General features: G+C 43.7%; 16 protein-coding genes. 11 read left to right on the top strand and 5 right to left on the bottom strand.

Annotated elements, in window-relative coordinates:
• Position 1 precedes the first annotated feature (1 nt).
• Genes B9T16_RS01075 through B9T16_RS01060 form a run of 4 tightly spaced genes read left to right on the top strand, consistent with a single transcriptional unit; the run spans position 2 to position 5,098 of the window.
• Positions 2–1,519, top strand: coding sequence for an NADH-quinone oxidoreductase subunit M (locus tag B9T16_RS01075; RefSeq protein WP_410243928.1), 1,518 nt, complete (start codon positions 2–4; stop codon positions 1,517–1,519).
• Between the two features lie 55 nt (positions 1,520–1,574).
• A complete protein-coding gene (locus B9T16_RS01070; protein ID WP_410243933.1) occupies positions 1,575–2,732 on the top strand; it encodes a CO2 hydration protein in 1,158 nt (385 codons plus the stop codon).
• Positions 2,733–2,767: 35 nt separating this feature from the next.
• Positions 2,768–4,513, top strand: a complete 1,746-nt coding sequence (locus tag B9T16_RS01065; protein ID WP_410243927.1) for an ABC transporter ATP-binding protein — start codon at positions 2,768–2,770, stop codon at positions 4,511–4,513.
• A 42-nt stretch (positions 4,514–4,555) separates the two neighbouring features.
• Complete coding sequence (locus tag B9T16_RS01060) at positions 4,556–5,098, top strand: DUF3611 family protein (RefSeq protein ID WP_014276346.1); 543 nt, start codon at positions 4,556–4,558, stop codon at positions 5,096–5,098.
• On the opposite strand, the gene B9T16_RS01055 is transcribed toward B9T16_RS01060, so the two are convergent.
• Together B9T16_RS01055 and B9T16_RS01050 are read right to left on the bottom strand one after the other, a co-directional pair.
• Positions 5,095–6,636, bottom strand: coding sequence for a SagB/ThcOx family dehydrogenase (locus B9T16_RS01055; protein WP_410243926.1), 1,542 nt, complete (start codon positions 6,634–6,636; stop codon positions 5,095–5,097). The genes B9T16_RS01060 and B9T16_RS01055 overlap by 4 nt on opposite strands.
• A gap of 179 nt (positions 6,637–6,815) precedes the next feature.
• Positions 6,816–6,941 (bottom strand): hypothetical protein, encoded by a 126-nt coding sequence (locus tag B9T16_RS01050; RefSeq protein ID WP_317269697.1) that lies wholly within the window; start codon positions 6,939–6,941, stop codon positions 6,816–6,818.
• A gap of 70 nt (positions 6,942–7,011) precedes the next feature.
• On the opposite strand from B9T16_RS01050, the gene B9T16_RS01045 reads away from it, so the two are divergent.
• Positions 7,012–9,453 (top strand): exonuclease domain-containing protein, encoded by a 2,442-nt coding sequence (locus B9T16_RS01045; RefSeq protein ID WP_410243925.1) that lies wholly within the window; start codon positions 7,012–7,014, stop codon positions 9,451–9,453.
• 66 nt (positions 9,454–9,519) lie between these two features.
• Here the strand turns inward: B9T16_RS01045 and speD are convergent, their stop codons facing one another.
• Entirely contained in the window at positions 9,520–9,957 is a 438-nt protein-coding gene (gene speD / locus B9T16_RS01040) for an adenosylmethionine decarboxylase (RefSeq protein WP_006618776.1), read from the bottom strand.
• A gap of 264 nt (positions 9,958–10,221) precedes the next feature.
• Here speD and B9T16_RS01035 point away from each other — a divergent pair, with 264 nt between their 5' ends.
• Entirely contained in the window at positions 10,222–11,067 is an 846-nt protein-coding gene (locus B9T16_RS01035; RefSeq protein ID WP_410243924.1) for a DNA adenine methylase, read from the top strand.
• A gap of 15 nt (positions 11,068–11,082) precedes the next feature.
• On the opposite strand, the gene B9T16_RS01030 is transcribed toward B9T16_RS01035, so the two are convergent.
• Both B9T16_RS01030 and B9T16_RS01025 read right to left on the bottom strand, forming a co-directional pair.
• Positions 11,083–11,223, bottom strand: a complete 141-nt coding sequence (locus B9T16_RS01030) for a hypothetical protein (protein WP_167538959.1) — start codon at positions 11,221–11,223, stop codon at positions 11,083–11,085.
• Between the two features lie 39 nt (positions 11,224–11,262).
• Positions 11,263–11,451, bottom strand: a complete 189-nt coding sequence (locus tag B9T16_RS01025) for a hypothetical protein (RefSeq protein WP_410243923.1) — start codon at positions 11,449–11,451, stop codon at positions 11,263–11,265.
• Positions 11,452–12,148: 697 nt separating this feature from the next.
• Between B9T16_RS01025 and ltrA the strand changes: the two genes are divergently transcribed.
• The 5 genes from ltrA to B9T16_RS01000 all read left to right on the top strand — a co-directional run bounded on the left by ltrA (position 12,149) and on the right by B9T16_RS01000 (position 18,270).
• A complete protein-coding gene (ltrA, locus tag B9T16_RS01020) occupies positions 12,149–13,915 on the top strand; it encodes a group II intron reverse transcriptase/maturase (RefSeq protein WP_410243922.1) in 1,767 nt (588 codons plus the stop codon).
• Between the two features lie 125 nt (positions 13,916–14,040).
• A complete protein-coding gene (locus tag B9T16_RS01015; RefSeq protein WP_410243921.1) occupies positions 14,041–15,186 on the top strand; it encodes an ABC transporter ATP-binding protein in 1,146 nt (381 codons plus the stop codon).
• An 88-nt stretch (positions 15,187–15,274) separates the two neighbouring features.
• Entirely contained in the window at positions 15,275–16,366 is a 1,092-nt protein-coding gene (locus B9T16_RS01010; RefSeq protein WP_006619344.1) for a PotD/PotF family extracellular solute-binding protein, read from the top strand.
• Positions 16,367–16,422: 56 nt separating this feature from the next.
• A complete protein-coding gene (locus B9T16_RS01005; protein WP_410243920.1) occupies positions 16,423–17,340 on the top strand; it encodes an ABC transporter permease in 918 nt (305 codons plus the stop codon).
• Between the two features lie 87 nt (positions 17,341–17,427).
• On the top strand, positions 17,428–18,270 hold the full coding sequence (locus B9T16_RS01000) for an ABC transporter permease (RefSeq protein ID WP_317266535.1): 843 nt from the start codon (positions 17,428–17,430) through the stop codon (positions 18,268–18,270).
• The last annotated feature ends 32 nt before the right edge of the window (positions 18,271–18,302 follow it).

Here is an 18,302-nt window from a genome sequence, read left to right as displayed (position 1 = left end):
GATGCTAAGTGTTTTAATTTGGATTCCGCTGTTAGCTGCCCTCCTGATTGTACTCTGGCCAAACCTCAGCCCCCAATTATCCCGTCAAATCTCCCTATTAACCGCTGGCGGGTTATTGGTGTGGTCTCTAATTTTGGCAAGGTTATTTGATCCGACTGTAGCCGATCTACAGATGGTAGAACATATTACCTGGATTCAACCCCTCGGCTTAAATTACTATCTGGGGGTAGATGGTTTATCCTTACCCTTGGTCATTATCAATGCCTTATTAGTGGCGATCGCTATTTGGTCTTCTGACTTAGACATTTCTCGACCTCGCCTATATTATCCCCTGCTGTTGATTATCTTTGCCGGAGTCGCTGGCACCTTTTTATCCTCCAACCTCCTGCTGTTTATACTCTTTTACGAAGTCGAGCTAATTCCACTGTATCTACTCATCGCCATTTGGGGAGGCAAAAACCGAGGCTATGCAGCCACCAAGTTTCTCCTTTATACAGCAGTTTCCGGTCTGTTAATTTTAGCCGCCTTTTTAGGCATAGTCTGGTTAACCAAAGCACCAGATTTTGATTTAGATACCCTCAGAACTTCCGCCTTGGGAGTGTCCGCATTACCCCTAACTACGCAACTAATTCTACTGGGGGGACTCGTAATCGGATTTGGTATTAAAATCCCCGTCGTTCCCTTTCATACTTGGCTACCCGATGCTCATGTGGAAGCCTCAACCCCTGTATCGGTTTTATTAGCGGGGGTATTATTAAAGTTGGGAACCTATGGTTTACTAAGGTTTGGGGTCGGTTTATTTCCAGAGGCTTGGAATGCGATCGCCCCTTATGTCGCTAGTTGGGCAGTAGTTAGCGTTTTATATGGCGCTTCCTGTGCCATTTCACAAAAAGACATCAAGAAGATGGTCGCCTATAGTTCCATCGCCCACATGGGTTATATTATCCTCGCTTTTGCCGCCGCTTCCCCCCTCAGTTTACTCGGTTCAGTCATGCAAATGGTTAGTCATGGCTTAATTTCTGCCCTCCTATTTTTAACAGTGGGAGTAGTTTATAAAAAATCAGGCAGTCGAGATATTGATGTGATTCGCGGCTTATTAAACCCTGAACGCGGTTTACCTTTAATTGGTAGTATAATGATTTTGGCAGTAATGGCTAGTGCTGGCATTCCCGGTTTAGTCGGATTTGTGTCAGAATTTATTGTCTTTAGAGGCAGTATAGAAGTGTTCCCGGTGCAGACTCTTCTGTGCATGGTGGGGACTGGTTTAACTTCTGTTTACTTTCTGATTATGATCAACCGTGCCTTTTTTGGTCGCTTATCCGAGTCCGTCATTAATTTACCAAGGGTACAATGGCGCGATCGCATTCCAGCTATAGCCTTGGCTGTGATTATCACCTTCCTAGGAATACAACCGAACATCCTAGTTAACTGGACTGAAAGCACCACATCAGCACTCATGTATAACCCTCCCATTGTAGCTCAAATTGAATCAAATGTCAAGGCGATCGACCTTAATTAACCGCCTAAAAATTAATCATAATTTACCACCATAAAAACTTGTGAATTTAGCTACTATGACCAATAATCAAATCCATCCATTGTTAAAATATATTGAACGCTTAGAAGCTGGTGATGCCTTATTGCCAGACTCTCCCCAAAACCTCCTTGAAGTAGTTGGCATCCTCAAAAGTTATGGCATTGTTTTAGATGCCTACTCTGACAACCTTATTTATGTTGCTGACCATCAATTTTTAGTATTTTTTCCATTTTTTAAATACTTCAATGGTCAGCTAAATATCCGCAAATTGCTCAAGTATTGGTGGCACGATCGCATTAATTATGAATATGCCGAATATTGCATGAGAGGGATGTTATGGCATGGGGGAGGCGGGTTAGATTCTTACCTAGATTCATCCCAATTCCAAAACTTAGCAGAAGCCGCTATTCAAGCTAAATTTAAAGGCAATAGTTTAATCCTGGGACTACATCTAATGTTTCCCGAATTTCTGCCCGAACAAGTGCGACAGTCAGCCTATTATAGCGCTTTAGGGCAATTTTGGCGAGTCATGAGTGATATTTTTATCTCCCTTTCTGACCTCTATGACCAAGGGAAAATTAAATCCATTCCCGCAGTAGTCCAGCATATCTTAAATGGATTAGTTGCCGCCGCCAATCAACCGATTACTTATGGGGTAAAATTGGGAGATAAAACATTAGATATCATCCCTAAATCTGCCGGACTCACATTTTTAATGGATACAGCAGTTCCCTATGTAGAAGCCATTTTTTTCCGTGGTACACCCTTCCCCGGTACTGTATCCTATAACGCTCAAGTTCATCAAATCCCCAACCAACAAAAAGAATTTACATACGGCGCTTTATACGCTGACCCCTTACCCATTGGTGGGTCCGGTATTCCACCCACTCAATTAATGCAGGATATGCGCCATTTTTTACCTGATTATCTCCACAATATTTATAATAATAGTTGCCGAGGAGAGGATGATTTGCGCGTGCAAATATGCCAAAGTTTTCAAAAGTCTATGTTTTGTGTAACTACAGCCGCCATTCAAGGACTAGCACCCTATCCCCTCAACACTGATGACCCGGAACAGAAAAAAGCTAACCGCACTTATCTGGAAAATTGGTTAAATCGGTTTATAACTTCCCGTTTGTCTGAGGTTAATCAGCCTACTCCGACAGATTATAAACCCTTTCCAATGCGTTCATAGTTTATCTCAATTGGCAAATTTTTACTTTCTGAATTATGAGTTATTCAAGACTGCAAACCCTGGGAAGATATCTGCGTCCCCACTGGAAAATATCCGCCTTGGGTATGGTGTCTCTGTTGGTGGTGAATGTGGTGGGGGTTTATATACCTTTACTCATTCGTAATGGTGTAGATGACCTACAAGAGGCGGTAGAGTTTCAGGAAGTAGGATCGCAGGTTTTATTGATTGTTGCTCTGGCATCCATTATGTGGGTGATTCGCATGACATCCCGAATTTTAATTTTTGGGGTGGGGCGACAGGTCGAATTTGACCTAAAACAGAAGATTTTTAATCATCTAATTATCCTGGAATCTTCCTATTTTTCTAATAGTAGAATCGGGGATTTAATTAATAGGGCAACCTCTGATGTTGATAATATTCGGCGGTTGGTGGGGTTTGCAGTCCTTAGTTTAATCAATACCATATTTGCTTATGGTTTGACTTTGCCAGTCATGCTGGCTATTAATATTAAGTTGACTCTATTATCGATTTCGGTTTATCCGTTGATGTTAGTATTGGTGCAGATTTTTAGTGGTAAACTTCGAGATCAACAAATGGAGGTGCAGGAAAAACTCTCGGATTTGAGTGATTTAATTCAGGAGGATATGAGTGGCATATCTTTGATTAAAATTTATGCTCAGGAAGAAGCCGAAAGGCAGGCTTTTCGAGAACATAATCAGGGGTTATTATCGGCTAATTTAAAGTTAGCTAGAACTCGCAATTTTTTGTTTCCAATATTGGGAGGTTTAGCCAGTTTAAGTCTCCTGATTTTGCTGGCTTTCGGGAATGAGGCGATCGCTCAAGGTGATTTAAGTATCGGGGATTTTGTTGCCTTAGTATTATATGTCGAAAGGCTGGTATTTCCCACCGCTTTATTAGGCTTTACTATTACCGCTTATCAGCGAGGAGAAGTCAGTGTTGACCGGGTTGAGTCTATCCTCAGTATTAAACCTAAAATTCAAGATCCACCTCAGCCTATACCCCTGATAACTCCAGTTAAAGGGTGGTTGAGTGCCAGAGATTTAACCTATACTTACCCCGCCGCCAAAACTCCCGCCCTTAATCATGTTAATTTTACCGTCCTACCAGGGGAAACTGTCGCGGTAGTCGGTCCTATTGGGTCCGGAAAAACTACCCTAGCTAATGTAATTCCTCGGCTGTTGGATATTGATATAGATAGCTTTTTTATTGATGGTCAGGATATCACTCAACTGTCTCTGGCGCAACTAAGAAAAGTAATTGCTTATGTCCCCCAGGAGAGTTTTCTATTTAGTACCACTATTGCTAATAATATTTGCTATGGTAATCCCTCAGCATTGCGATCGCAAATAGAAGCCGTTGCTAAAATTGCTCAAATTCACGATGAAATTGCCAATTTTCCCAAAGGTTATGATACAATAGTCGGGGAAAGGGGTATCACATTATCCGGTGGGCAGCGACAACGAACTGCCCTAGCTCGTGCCTTGCTTTGCGATGCTCCTATATTGATTTTAGATGATGCCCTCTCTAGTGTAGACAATCAGACAGCCACCGACATTCTCTATAATCTGACTAGCGGGACGGTGCGTCAAACCGTGTTATTTATTTCTCACCAAATGTCAGCTACAGCCAAAGCCGATCGCATTTTGGTGATGGACAAAGGCACAATAGTACAGACCGGAAACCATGACCAGCTACTACAGGAAGAGGGACTATATCGGAGACTTTGGCAACAGCATCAACTCGAACAAATGCTGGCTTGATTACAATAAAAATCATCAACTGTCAATTTATCAAACCATAGTATGAGTGTATCGGTTGGCAACGAGTCACAACGAAAGGGAAAAACCCTCCAGAATACGGGGTTGTGTGGTTTGACCATGCAAGTAGTTTTTGCCTTTGTCGCCATTTTATCATTAGTTTTCACCACCACAGGTAGAAATATTTCTGATGATACTAACCCCGCCCTAGGTGTCAGTGTAACCTTTGCTGTTACCGGACTAATTATCGGAGCATTTAGCATTGTTGTATCATTTCGCTATGCTAACATAGGCAAACAGTTATTATCCCCCAATACCGTCAAACCCAAAAAATCCGACACAGTGAGACTCTTGCGAGTCGGCTTATTATTAGGAATGGTTGGTATCCTGATTGCATTAATGGGGTCAGGTATAACCGCCTCGGTGTTAATTGCCAAAACCATTTCCCAGCCACCAGGAACAACCCTAACCGAAGCCAGTGAGGCGGTTAGAGCCCTAGATGTATTTGTAATGATTGCCAATTTAAATGTACTAGCAACCCATTATGTTGGCAGTGTAGCATCAATTTGGCTACTTTATCGGATTTAGTTGCCGCGCAATCTTCCTAGGGTAGTAATATAAATAACCGCTTCATCGGTGGGGATACCCAACACCTCATTAACTAGGTTATCAAAAAATCCGCCGATACCACTAGCACCTAAACGTAGGTGGGTGGCGGCGAGGTTCAATCTTTGGCCGAGATGACCAGCATCACTATGTAAATAACGATAAGCCCGATCGCCATATTTGGCGATCGCCTTGTTTAAGTCAGCCGTATGAAAAAGCAGCGCCGCCGCATCTCGTCCCAAATCTTGTCCCAAACATAGATAATGCAACTCTCGGCGAAAATTTTTAAAGCGGATTTGCCTAAGTTCCTGTGCTTTGGGGGCATAATAATAACACCCCTCCTCTAGTCCATTCACCCCAGAGACAGCGATAAAAGATTCAATCAGACTCAAATCAAAAAAGTCCGGTGCAGCATCTAAACCCTGATAGCTGTAGTGCTGGTGTTGATAGGTAAAATCCAGTAGAGCCAGTAATTCTTCCAGGTTGAGATTCCCTCCACTATAGCGACGGGTTGAGCGTCGGCGCAAAATTGCCGTATTTAACCCCTTGAGGTCTTTTCCCCAATCAATAGAAGGGGTGACAGCCGAGACTTTAGTACAGAAGGGGAAATTATATTTATCTCGTGGTTCTTCTTCTTCTGGTGCTAATTTTTTCCAACCTTGGGAACCGGAGGTATCCGATTTAATTTGGCTGGCGCGGTGGAGATAATGGAGTAGTTCCCCGTCGGGAATTTCCGGGTAGTCAGTTTGGGTAGCCGAGGGTAAAGCCGTTCGGAATTCGGGAAGGTTCTGGTCAATTTCCAGTAAGTCAGCCAAAGCCAGCACAGCGATCGCCGCTTCTGTTTCCGAATCTAGGTATAGTAAGTCATTAAGGATTTCATCAGCAAATCCGCCAATCATGTGGGGACGATAGGAATTTAGGGCTCCTGCTAGTTCCAAATTGCCCAATAGGTGGCCCGTATCGAGAAATATGCGACGATAGGCGCGGTCTTGGTATCGCCAAGCTGAACGGTAAAATACAGCAGTAACGACCATCGCCAGTTTGGTATTTTCTAGGGATGGATGCCAAAAACAGGCTTGTTTCAACTCTGGCCAAATTTGGCTATCCCAAAATTGCACTAGGGAGTGATTTAAGGCTTGATAATTATAAAGTCCCGGTGGTAATTCTGGGGTTCCCCTGGAAACTAGATAGACTTCTGCTGGATACAGTCCCCCGGCTGAGGGTGACGATCGCAAATAGTGAAATCCGCTATTTGTGGCTAGTTTAGCAGTTAAGCCATAGGTATGCAGTAGTAGACTAGATAATCGCTGCCATGGGTCTGTATTGGCTGCGGGGATTGGAGAATCGGATATTTCTTTGAGATAGGGTTTCAGGTCAAATACCGTGCCAATCTTGTATTCTTTGAAGGGTTCTGGTTGTTGACTCCAGTCTAACTGCTGACCCTTAGAGGCTAAGGTGTCGGGATCGTATTTGGTTCGCTCATGGTAGTATTGGGCGATGGATTTCAGTGGTTCTGACATTATGACACAGGTTAAATGTGAGGACGGACAGAATCGTTAACCGGAAAGCCAGAGATGCGATCGCGCTATGTGGTTACAGTCCTAACGCCACTCCCCAAGTTTACACTTTTTCAGTGCGATCAGCTGGCAGCAACTCACCAAATCTTAACACAGTTACCACCTGATGCGGCTGTCTGGATTCACGCTACACAGGTTTTTCCTGGTAAATCTTGATTGGGAATTTCCACAAAATGCTTTCGCCATTGGCGAGAGTTCACCCGATTATCGGTTACTGACCCATAGCGCCAGAATTTACTGGTGAGCAAGATTTGTGGGAAAATCAGGTTATTAACTCACCCATCAGTATACATACTTAACTTATTGGTCTCCCCAACCATGAAACCCCAGACTAACTTTATTGTCATTGATACAGAAGGACAACCGATTCTGAAAGCCATGGCGATCGTTGATCATCAAGGAAACTTAATTTATGAAGCCTTTGACCAAAAATATTGTCAAAATCCCCAACTTATCGACCAAAGTAAACCCCTGAAAACCATAGTTAATGAATTTTTAGCTATAGCCGGTTCTCAAACCATTATCTGTCACTATGCACGCCATGATATCGAAGTGCTTAGGAATACATTTCGCGCCGTAGGTATCCAACCACCTCGCCTCAGTTTTCAATGCAGTTTTGAATTGGCTCAACGCTATCTTCCACAATTAGGAAGTAATAGCTTAGACACTATTAGCCAACAACTCAATTTAAGCCGAGATGACCATACCAATAACCGCGATTCCCTCCATCGCGCCAAACATGATGCCTTATTTACTTATCAACTTTATCGACGTATGATTAACGAATTATTAAAAACTCGACTACAACATCAACCCAACCCCTTTGGCACTAGCCGGGTTGATACCCCTTTCCAAAGCCATATTGATTTTAGAGCGATTTTTGACAATGAATTTGAGCGCCTTAAATACATTCTATCTGATATTAAAAATGATGTCAACCATCAAAGTAAAGGAGCCGTAGTTATTGGAGAACCTGGTTCTGGCAAAACTCACTTAATGATGAGATTAGCCCAAGATTTATTAACTAAGAATAGACTCTTATTTATTCGGCAACCTAATAATCCTGACACAGTTCTATTTCATACCTATAGCCGCATTCTGGAGTCTTTAATTCAAACAGTTCCTCACAGTTCACATACACAGCTTGAATATTTGCTGGCTAATAGTTTTGCCCAAATCATCAAAAATACTGACGCTTATGCTACCCCTGCTACCCAAAAAGATGAACGGTTAATTGAGTTAATCAAAACCGATAACCTCAAGCTGTTTACCGACCTGGGAAAAGACGACACTCGCCAAAAAAGAGAATCTTGGCAACATATAGAAAAACGTGCTTATGATTGGTGGATTAATCAGTTTTCTTCCGCTGGATATGCGCCGAAAATTCTCAAAGGGATAATTCGGTTTTGTGGCTATACCGATTTTAAACGCCGCCAAACTATTACTCAGTGGTTAGCGATGAATGATGTCGCACCAGAGGAGTTAGAGAAGGTCGGTTTGGAAAGCTGGGGAGAAGATACCAGTCGGGAGGAAATTTCTCTGGCGGCGTTGGCGGTTTTTAGCAAGCTGTCTCTCTTGGATGAACCCCTAATTATTATTTTTGACCAGTTAGAAGGTCTGGGTCAAAAACACAATGAACGACTGTTACAAAGTTTTGGAGAAGCTGTTAAAGAAATCTTTACCCATGTTCCCAATAGTTTAATTATCTTAAATCTGTTTCCCGACCGCTGGTCACAATTTCAGCAGGTTTTTGATGGTTCAATTATTGACCGAATTTCTCAATGTCAAATTATCCTCAATAAGCCATCTAATGAACAACTAAAGCAATTACTCAATTTGAAAGGACAGGTGGCTGATGTCACTATTGATGAATTATTTGAACCCCAGGAAATTGCTGATATTTTAACTGCGCCTTCTATTCGTTCAGTTGTTAATGCTGCGGCTGACTACTACCGCTATAAAATTGATGGTATTTGTTTACCTCAGCGACCTGATAAATCGGGTAATTCTGGGGTGATAGGAATGATGGAAAAGCAAATTCATCAATTGACAGAAGAGGTGGCGGAACTGAAAATAATTGTCAGTAAATTAGTTGATACTTTTAATTTAGCCGACGGGGAAAATATTGTCAGGGTTTTTCCTAATGGTATGGCGGCTAGGTCGCCGATTAATTCTTCTCGGCGCAGTCAATTAGAAGATTATCTACGACAGCAAAGGGGTATCCTAGAAGAGAATTATGGTCAACCAGCAATTATTTCCGAAAGTGATGATTTCGGGAAGTTAAAGATGATTATTGAATCATTAAAGCTGGTTTTGTCTCCCCTGAATGTGGATATTTTGCGACTGGGGAAACGGGTACTTCCTGAACATTTGGTGATTAAGACAGCAACCCACCAATTTGCGATCGCTTTTCTGCACCAAAGCGGGACTCGCTTTTATCACAGGATGAGAAACTTAAACGAATTGGTCAGCCATCGTCCTGATATTCATTTTAATCTGTGTCGAGATGCGCGGGAAGATTTGATATCAGGAAAGTCTAGTAAGATAGAGTTGGAAAAGTTCTGTCAGGGGAACAATAGCCACTATCTTCTGTTTGACCGAGACCAACGCATCACCTTTGAGTTAATTTATCAGGCGATCGTTGATATCCAAAATCGCGATTTAGAGATAGATTTACCAGAAGCCTTAGATATTCTCCTGTTAGACTACCAGGACTATTGGCTATTCCAAAACCTCACCCAACTCACCCTAGATAGTTAGCAGCCAAATAGTTGACATTATGAATAGGTTGGATGATGCTTTCGTATCACCCAACCTATCGGGAATTTACGACACTGTAGACATCAACTTGGAAGAAGATGCAATTTCGGGTACTTTATTCCAAGTATGATCAGAGATTGTATCAGGGACTGGAACCGGATAACCCATACCTCGCCAAAATTCTTGAACCCTTGTTTGTTTAGCTTCCAGACGAGTTTTTAGCATTTCTGCTGCTTTGTCAGGTTCGCCACAACCACAGAAAAATAAATCAGCCGCAAAATAGCCATATTCGGGCCAAGTGTGAATGGCAATGTGGGACTCGGCTAGGGTAGCTGTGGCAGTTACACCGTGAGGACTAAACTGGTGAACACAGATATCTATAAGGGTGGCACTTCCAGCAGCGATCGCATCAAGAATGGCTTGACGGATACGGTCTGGGTCGTTTAAGATATCAGCGGGGCATTGCCACGCATCGACAACAATATGGGTTCCGAGTTGTTTCATTTTTGGTGATTTCACCCCCCTTTTCGTGGGTTGTAAATGTTTATGCTGGGCTAAAATCAGCAGTCGCTACTTCAGTTTAAGTCCGGGGAAAATAACCGAGTTTTATAACTCTCCTCATGGGACTAATAGGGCCATCTTCCGGCGACGCTAGATTTTCCTACTCCAGCCTTTCCCATTGTAGCACTCTGTTATAATAATTGGTCACACTGAACATATAATTTTTCCGTTCAGTGGTATTGATGTACTTCTGGACTTGAGCCAATTTTGTCCCAAACTTCCCAGCCAACAGTCACCAGTCAACCCCAAACCGCCCCAAAACCGTTTCTCAAGTGGGCCGGAGGTAAGAGTCGTTTAATTCCTCAGTATACTACTTACTTTCCCGCCAATTACCAAACCTATTATGAGCCTTTTTTGGGGGGTGGTGCTATCTTTTTTTATCTACAACCAAACCCAGCATTTTTAAGTGATATTAATAGCGAACTAATTAATGCTTATAAATGTGTCCGTAATCATACAGAGGCGCTGATTAGCCGATTAGAACAGCATCAGCATAACCATAATCAAGGTTATTATTACCAGATGCGATCGCAAAAATTTGGCAATTCGCTTGACCAAGCCGCCCGCCTAATTTATCTCAATAAAACTTGTTTTAATGGCTTATATAGAGAAAATCGCCATGGTCAATTTAACGTACCTATGGGGAAATATAAAAACCCCAAAATTTGCCCGCGAGAATTATTGATAACCGCATCGAAAACTCTCCAGTCAGCAACTCTTAAAGTTCAATCATTTAAAGAAATTGTAAATGAGGCTAATTCTGCTGCTGATTTTGTCTATTTTGACCCTCCCTATCACCCCCTGAGTCCCACCAGTAACTTTACCAGCTACAGCCATCATAAATTTGGGGTTGATGAACAGGAAAAATTAGCAGAAATCTTTGGGATTTTGCACAAGAGAGGAGTCAAGGTGATGCTATCTAATTCTGATACTGAGTTAATCAGAGACTTATATAAAGACTTCAATATTCACCCTATCCAAGCGGGTAGGGCGATTAATTCAAATCCTCAAAATCGAGGAAAAATTACGGAACTTTTGATAACTTCTTATTAACAGATGATGGCTAGTTTAATAACAAACTAACACAGAAACAATCAGAAAGATAGCCACAGCGCTATGTAGGAGATAGTCGCGCTGGGGTTTGAGTGTAGCAGCAGGTTGAGTAAAATAAATCTTGGGTTGTTGCTTATCCTTGTTGATGGTATACATACTACTTGACCTGTGTGCGTGAGTTGCTTATCAGTAAATCTAAACAAAATCTAAAGTTTTGTCAAACAATATTGACAAAAGATTACTTATATGTTGTATAAGCAAAGCGATCGCCTCGGAAAAATCGCACTCTCGGTGGCTTTCAGGTGGGAGGGGTTGAGATAGCAGCAATGCCCAGGCTGGAAAATTCTGATAAAGTAGGAAGGGGAGTGCGAGACGTTCAGGCACGAAATAGGGGTGAAATACCTGAAATAACCGCCTGGTGGGGACTCCATCCCCTCGGTTGGATATAAGAAGCTCGTTTCTGACAATCCCCACAACTGTTTATATGTCCCAACGATTAGTATTATACGATACCTAATCAAGGCAGGGAACCCAAGGTCAACATTCTCTGTAACAAGTCGTAATAATTCCTAACACAATGGAAGCTACGAAACAGAGATGAGGGTAACGGCGATAGCCACCCCCAGTTTCAGGAATCACACCCCGTCAGATTGAAGCGGGGAACGGAAGGCGTGAGGGAAAACCTATTCCCAAATCTGACCACTGCCAACCATCTAAGATTAGGCGTGAGCCGAATGTCTGACTTGAACCATCGTAATTACTTAGCAGCGAAATGGGTTGAAACGCTGCGCTCAAAAGAGTAAGGGGAAAAAGTAGGGGGCTTCCCTTACCACCTACACAGACCTTTAAAAAGTACCCCGGTGGAAAGGACAAATCTAAAGATGGAATGCCCATATAAACGGAACGTTTTAACCCCTCATAGGCTCTGATTATCTGGTCGAGATAATCAGTAGTGAAAAGTGTAAGCGGATGCCTTCGAGGGGGTGAGATGTGACCAGAAGCCAACGCCCAACTGTAATGGAAGGGATATGCTAACGGGTCACGGTTTGAATGTAAGAAATAGAGCCCAGTAGGAGTACAAATGGCGATAGCGAGTTCAAAGAAAGGATTTGGGAAACCAAAACCAATCAAGACTACGAACAACGCATGGAAGGCAGTCCCGTGGGCGAAAGTTCAGCGGAAAGTTTTTAAGCTCCAAAAAAGTATATTTCAAGCAGCTAAATCGGGACAGGATGCAAAGGTTAGAAGATTGCAACGTCTATTGGTGAAGTCATATTATGCCCGGCTCCTAGCAGTACGGCGAGTGACCCAAGATAATCAAGGCAAGAAAACGGCTGGAGTTGATGGAGTAAGAGCAATCTCTCCAAGGCAAAGGTTTGAGCTTGTGGAGAACATTAAGGGAAACCTCAAAGCCAAACCACTGCGACGGGTGTGGATTCCAAAACCTGGCAGGGATGAAAAACGCCCTCTGGGAATACCCACAATCCAAGACAGAGCGAGGCAAGCCTTGGTCAAGTCGGCACTTGAGCCCGAATGGGAATCAAGATTTGAAGGCACAAGCTATGGGTTCAGACCCGGACGGTCAGCCCAAGATGCAATTGGTAGAATTTATTCTGCCATAAAACAGGAACAATACTTTGTCCTAGATGCTGATATAGCAAAATGCTTTGACCGAATAAACCATGATTACCTACTGTCCAAAATTCATTGTCCAAGTAGTCTGAAAAGAGACCTGAAACAGTGGTTAAAAGCAGGCGTTCTGGATAACGGTGTATATGAGGATACAGAAACAGGGACACCACAAGGAGGGGTAATAAGCCCATTACTAGCCAACATCGCACTGTTGGGTATGGAAAGGCTAGTTAAAGAAATGTATCCAAATAAAGGAACAACCACTCAGGTAAACCTTATAAGATATGCCGATGATTTTGTGGTCATTTCAAGAGACTTAGGAATCATTGAACAGTGCAAGACTGCAATTTCTGAATGGCTAAAACCTGTAGGATTAGAGATTAAACCTGAAAAGACCCGAATAGGCCACACACTCAAGCCTATTGAGTACAACGGCAAGATTGAGGAACCTGGGTTCGATTTTCTAGGATTCAATATCAGGCAATATCCCGTAGGAAAATATAAATCTGGGAAAACAGGTGGGGTAGCAAGCCGGTTAATCGGTCACAAAACCCACATCAAACCCAGTAATAAAGCAGTTAAAGCTCACACAGAAGTGATTAAAGGTGCAATAAAACAACTCCAAACAGCACCTCAATCAGCCTTGATTAGTAAGCTAAACCCGATAATACGGGGATGGTCAAACTACTATTCAGGGGTAGTCTCGATGGAAACCTTCAATAAGCTAGATGATGTAATCTGGCAAATGTTGCGGGCATGGACAGTTTCAAGATGCGGAAAGGCAAGTTACAAAAAGCTGAGTAATTACTTCAGACCAGGAAAGGTCAAACTCAGTAATGGGAGAGAAAGGCAAGAAGCTTGGATGTTCCAAACCAAAGATGGGATACATCTATACAAACACAAATGGACACCAATTGTCAGACATACCCTAGTGCGCCCGGACGCAACACCATACGACGGAAATTGGACTTACTGGGCAACCAGAAAAGGACAAACAATTGATACGCCAAAGAGAGTAGCCAAACTACTCAAGAAACAGAAAGGCAGGTGCGCCTGGTGTGGACAATATTTTACCCCATCAGACTTATTGGAGGTAGACCATATCGTGCCCCGAAGCCAAGGTGGCAAGAATGAACACAAGAACCTCCAATTGCTACACCGCCACTGTCACGATGATAAAACCGCTCTGGATGAAGAGAGGTTGCTGTACTCGTAACAGAGAGACTATCAAACTAGGAGCCGTATGAAGGGAAACTTTCATGTACGGTTCTGAATGGGAGGGGATGGGGGTGACTCCATTCTCGACCCCTAATTATCCCCTTGAAGCGCGAAAAGTAAATTATGCTACAAACCGCAGCCCAGAACCCAGGTGCAGTTCACAGCGAGTCAAAATTCGATGTAGAACTCCGTAAAGTATTCAAAGTATTCAACGGCGAAACCGCAGTTAGGGCGGTAGACCTAGAGATAAAGCGGGGAGAATTTTTTAGCATTCTCGGACCGTCTGGCTGTGGTAAAACTACCACACTGCGGTTAATTGCTGGATTTGAAACCCCCTCAGCCGGGGAGATCCTAATTAGGGGTCAGTCAATGAACCAAACCCCAGCCTATCAGCGCCCGGTGAATACAGTTTTCCAGAGTTATGCCCTATTCAATCACATGAATGTCTGGGATAACATCGCCTTTGGGTTGAGATTAAAACGCCTGGGGAAATCGGAAATTGAAGCCAAAGTCCTAGAAGCCCTACAATTGGTAAAGATGGAATCGTTTGCTAACCGTTATCCGAACCAAATGTCAGGGGGACAACAACAGCGGGTAGCCTTAGCGCGGGCTTTAGTAAATCGTCCAGCGGTGCTACTATTAGACGAACCCCTGGGAGCGTTAGATCTGAAATTGCGTAAACAAATGCAGATGGAGTTATCAAATTTGCATCGCAATTTGGGGTTAACCTTTGTGATGGTAACTCACGACCAGGAAGAAGCGATGAGTTTATCCGATCGCATAGCGGTAATGCACGAGGGTCGCATTGAACAAATTGGCAGCCCCAACCAAATTTACCAATATCCCCAGACCCCCTTTGTGGCTGACTTTATTGGAGACACTAACCTATTTAAGGGACAAGTTGAACAAGCCAATAAGGAGGCTATACAAGTATTAACGGACACAGGGTTACAGATTATCGTAGCCATGAACAAGCGATCGCCTCATCAACTACGAGGGGGGGCGAAGGCTGTAGTTAGTATCAGACCGGAAAACATCACCCTACACTCTGAACCCCCAGAGACTCCCGGAAATAGTTTCGCCGGAAAATTAGTCGATCAGATGTATTTAGGTACTCATCTACAGTACATTGTGAAACTGACTACAGGGGAAACCCTAATGGTGCGACAGTCTCAGAGTTTAGGAGAAAACCTAGATTATGATAGGGATATTTATGTGTGTTGGAAACCCACAGATTGTTTAGCCCTACCGGAACCTCAACACCGCTAAAATATTTGTTGTAAAATTATGGTTTTGATGGCAACGGTAAAAAAAAGTGCCCCCAAGGAAATTACACCCGTTTGGGTTTCATAAACGGATGCAGACCCGGCGCGGGTTTCTGCAATCGACTATGGCGGCGGCGATCGCCTCTTCTGCGTCAGGCTGTGGGTGGACTTTAGGCGAAATCAAAACCACCCCCAGCACCCGCTTCTCATCAGATACCCTGTATATATATACTTGGGCTGGATACACCGATCGCGATCTGCTAGAACGCTTTACCCAGGAAACCGGGCTGAGAGTAGTGGCAGATGTATTCGATTCTAATGAGGCTATGTTAGCCCGTATACAGGCGGGAGGAGCTGGAGCATATAGTATCATCTACCCCTCGGAATACATGGTACAGAAGATGGTAGCACTAGGGCTATTAGCTGAATTAGACCATACCTTAATCGTGGGGTTAGAAGATCTATTTCCCAAATTCCAAAATCCCGATTATGACCCCAACTCCACTTATAGCGTCCCTCTGAGTTGGGGAACTACAGGTTTAATTTACAACAGCAGACTATTATCAAGCTCTCCCGAAGACTGGGAAGATTTATGGACCTATCAAGACCAACTCAACCGGAGGCTAACCCTACTTAATGATGTACGGGAAGTGATGGGAGCCAGTTTGCGGCGTTTAGGCTACTCCTACAACAGCACCAATCCTAGGGAGATTAATCAAGCCTATCAGGAATTGGTCAAGCTGCGAGGGGCGATCGCATCTTTTACCACCGATGCTTGGCGACCTCAGATGATTGTAGGAGACTTACTCCTGGCGATGTGCTATTCTTCCGATGCGGCCGAAGTTATGCCCGAAAACGAAGATTTAGAATACATCACCCCCGTTAGTGGTTCTTCCCTGTGGATTGATACCCTGGTAATTCCCAAAAGCGCACCCAACCCAGAAGGTGCTTATCAGTGGATTAATTTTATGCTGCGACCAGACATCGCCACCCAAATTGTCGAACGCCTCAGCTTTGCTACCCCCTCCCTCGTCGCCTATCGCCAACTTCCCCAAGAACTCCGGGAAGACCCAGCCCTATTTCCCCCAGAAAGCGTCATTGCTAACAGCGAAACTGTTTCGCCCCTACCACCAGAGATAACCGCCCTTTTTGATCGGTATTGGACTAGACTCACCAGTGGTTAATGTGAACATCGGGTGCTTTTACAGATTAAACCTTAAAAAAATGCTCAAACTCTATTATGGCTGTATCTACCCCCCCCAAGACCCCTTATGAACCTCCCACCACACCTGCTAAAAATGGCTTCTCTGAGATTTGGTCTAAGTTAGCTGGACCCCTAATTATGCTCGGACCGGCTGGGGTGTGGTTGCTACTATTGCTGGTGTTTCCCACTCTGGTGATTTTTCAACTCAGCTTAGTGGAGAATATTCGCCCTGGGGACGTGGTAATTCCTGATGGTCTGGGTAACTACCTGCGGGTATTTGAAACGATAAATTTGCGAGTAATCGCCAGATCCGTTAATTTTGCGATCGGAACCACAGTTTTTTGTTTGCTGTTAGGGTTTCCCGTCGCTTATTGGATAGCCATTATGGCTCCCCCCAAGTCGCGGAACCTTCTACTATTAGGGTTTGTTCTGCCTCTATGGACATCTTCCTTGCTGCGCTCCTATGCCTGGATTACCATTTTACGACCCACAGGAGTGCTAAACTCATTTCTAGGGTTATTGGGATTACCTACCTTAGCACTACTTAATAGTAGTCCAGCCGTTTTAATTGGCATGACCTATAGCTATTTACCCTATATGGTAACCGTGCTGTATGCCTCCCTTGAAAAACTAGATCGCCGTCTGTTGGAGGCTTCCGCTGATTTAGGAGCTGTGCCCCCCGAAACCTTCTGGAAAATTACAGTTCCCCAAGCTAAAACCGGAATTATCGCCGGCTCACTATTAGTATTTATTAGTTCCCTAGGAGATTTTGTCGATCCAGAACTGTTAGGCGGCGCTTCTAGTATGACCGTATCTCGGCTGATTTACAATCAGTTTTTAGGCGCAACTCAAAACTGGGGTTTTGGTTCAGCCCTAAGTATGGTGCTAATTTTTGGGGTGAGTATAGCGATCGCTCTTTTAATCCGCTACGGTGATGGCAGACCCTCAAAATAAACAGGCGGCGGACTCAGGCGGTTGTATAAAGTTCGACCCTTAGTTGGGGCTCACTCTAGCACCCGTCCTTACCAAACTTAAAATTCCATGCAGGATATTAACAATCACAATCATCAGTCAGACATTCCTCAAGAAATGCAAAAGCCTAAAATTAGATTTCGGGTATCTTGGCAGATCATATTTGTTGGCCTGATGTTCCTGTATATGTATCTGCCTATCTTGGTTCTCACCTTTTATAGCTTTAATGAATCCCGCTATAGTGCAGGATGGCAGGGATTTACCCTACAGTGGTATGTCAAACTTTTTCAGGATACCCGCATCCTTAGCGCTCTCAAAAATAGCCTTACCGTTGGCTTGAGTGCCGTAGCCATATCATCCGTCATTGGAACCCTGATGGCTGTGGGATTATCCAGGTTTCGCTTTCCCGGAAAAGGTATTTATCTGGGCATATCTTACTTGCCTTTAATTGTCCCCGACATTGCGATCGCCGTTTCCACCCTAGTATTTTTGGCAGCCTTAGCCATTCCCCTGAGTTTATCAACTATCATAGGCGCTCATGTAGTCTTCTGTCTCGCCTATGTCGCCCTGGTGGTATCCACTCGCCTGGCTGACCTAGACCCCCACTTAGAAGAAGCTGCACTAGACCTAGGGGCAACACCAGATCAAGCCTTTATCAAAGTCTTGCTACCCCAACTCATGCCCGGTATCATTTCTGGCTGTTTACTGGCTTTTGTCCTGAGTATGGATGATTTTTTGATTGCCAGTTTCACCGCCGGAAGTGGCGCAACTACTCTGCCAATGGAAATTTTTAGCCGCATTAGAACCGGAGTTAAACCCGATATTAACGCCCTCAGCGTCATTTTGATTATAGGTTCGGGGTTGTTAGCATTTGCGGGAGAGTTTCTCAGAAATCAAAATCAGAAGAACTGAAAAATTGTCTTGGTTCCCCTATACGGGGTAAA

The sequence above is a fragment of the Arthrospira sp. PCC 8006 genome, assembly GCF_046480465.1.
Lineage (GTDB): Bacteria > Cyanobacteriota > Cyanobacteriia > Cyanobacteriales > Microcoleaceae > Limnospira > Limnospira platensis.
The sequence above is the reverse complement of the archived record's forward strand: the minus strand, read 5'-3'. Positions and strand labels throughout refer to the sequence as shown.

Bases quoted from the DNA above. Each gene is read 5' to 3' on its own strand.
- B9T16_RS01060 (WP_014276346.1), top strand. From the start codon at position 4,556: ATGAGTGTATCGGTTGGCAACGAGTCACAACGAAAGGGAAAAACCCTC.
- B9T16_RS01015 (WP_410243921.1), top strand. From the start codon at position 14,041: ATGCTACAAACCGCAGCCCAGAACCCAGGTGCAGTTCACAGCGAGTCA.
- B9T16_RS01030 (WP_167538959.1), bottom strand. From the start codon at position 11,223: ATGTATACCATCAACAAGGATAAGCAACAACCCAAGATTTATTTTACT.
- B9T16_RS01075 (WP_410243928.1), top strand. From the start codon at position 2: ATGCTAAGTGTTTTAATTTGGATTCCGCTGTTAGCTGCCCTCCTGATT.
- B9T16_RS01000 (WP_317266535.1), top strand. From the start codon at position 17,428: ATGCAGGATATTAACAATCACAATCATCAGTCAGACATTCCTCAAGAA.
- B9T16_RS01065 (WP_410243927.1), top strand. From the start codon at position 2,768: ATGAGTTATTCAAGACTGCAAACCCTGGGAAGATATCTGCGTCCCCAC.
- B9T16_RS01070 (WP_410243933.1), top strand. From the start codon at position 1,575: ATGACCAATAATCAAATCCATCCATTGTTAAAATATATTGAACGCTTA.
- B9T16_RS01005 (WP_410243920.1), top strand. From the start codon at position 16,423: ATGGCTGTATCTACCCCCCCCAAGACCCCTTATGAACCTCCCACCACA.
- speD (WP_006618776.1), bottom strand. From the start codon at position 9,957: ATGAAACAACTCGGAACCCATATTGTTGTCGATGCGTGGCAATGCCCC.
- ltrA (WP_410243922.1), top strand. From the start codon at position 12,149: ATGGCGATAGCGAGTTCAAAGAAAGGATTTGGGAAACCAAAACCAATC.
- B9T16_RS01055 (WP_410243926.1), bottom strand. From the start codon at position 6,636: ATGTCAGAACCACTGAAATCCATCGCCCAATACTACCATGAGCGAACC.
- B9T16_RS01045 (WP_410243925.1), top strand. From the start codon at position 7,012: ATGAAACCCCAGACTAACTTTATTGTCATTGATACAGAAGGACAACCG.
- B9T16_RS01010 (WP_006619344.1), top strand. From the start codon at position 15,275: ATGCAGACCCGGCGCGGGTTTCTGCAATCGACTATGGCGGCGGCGATC.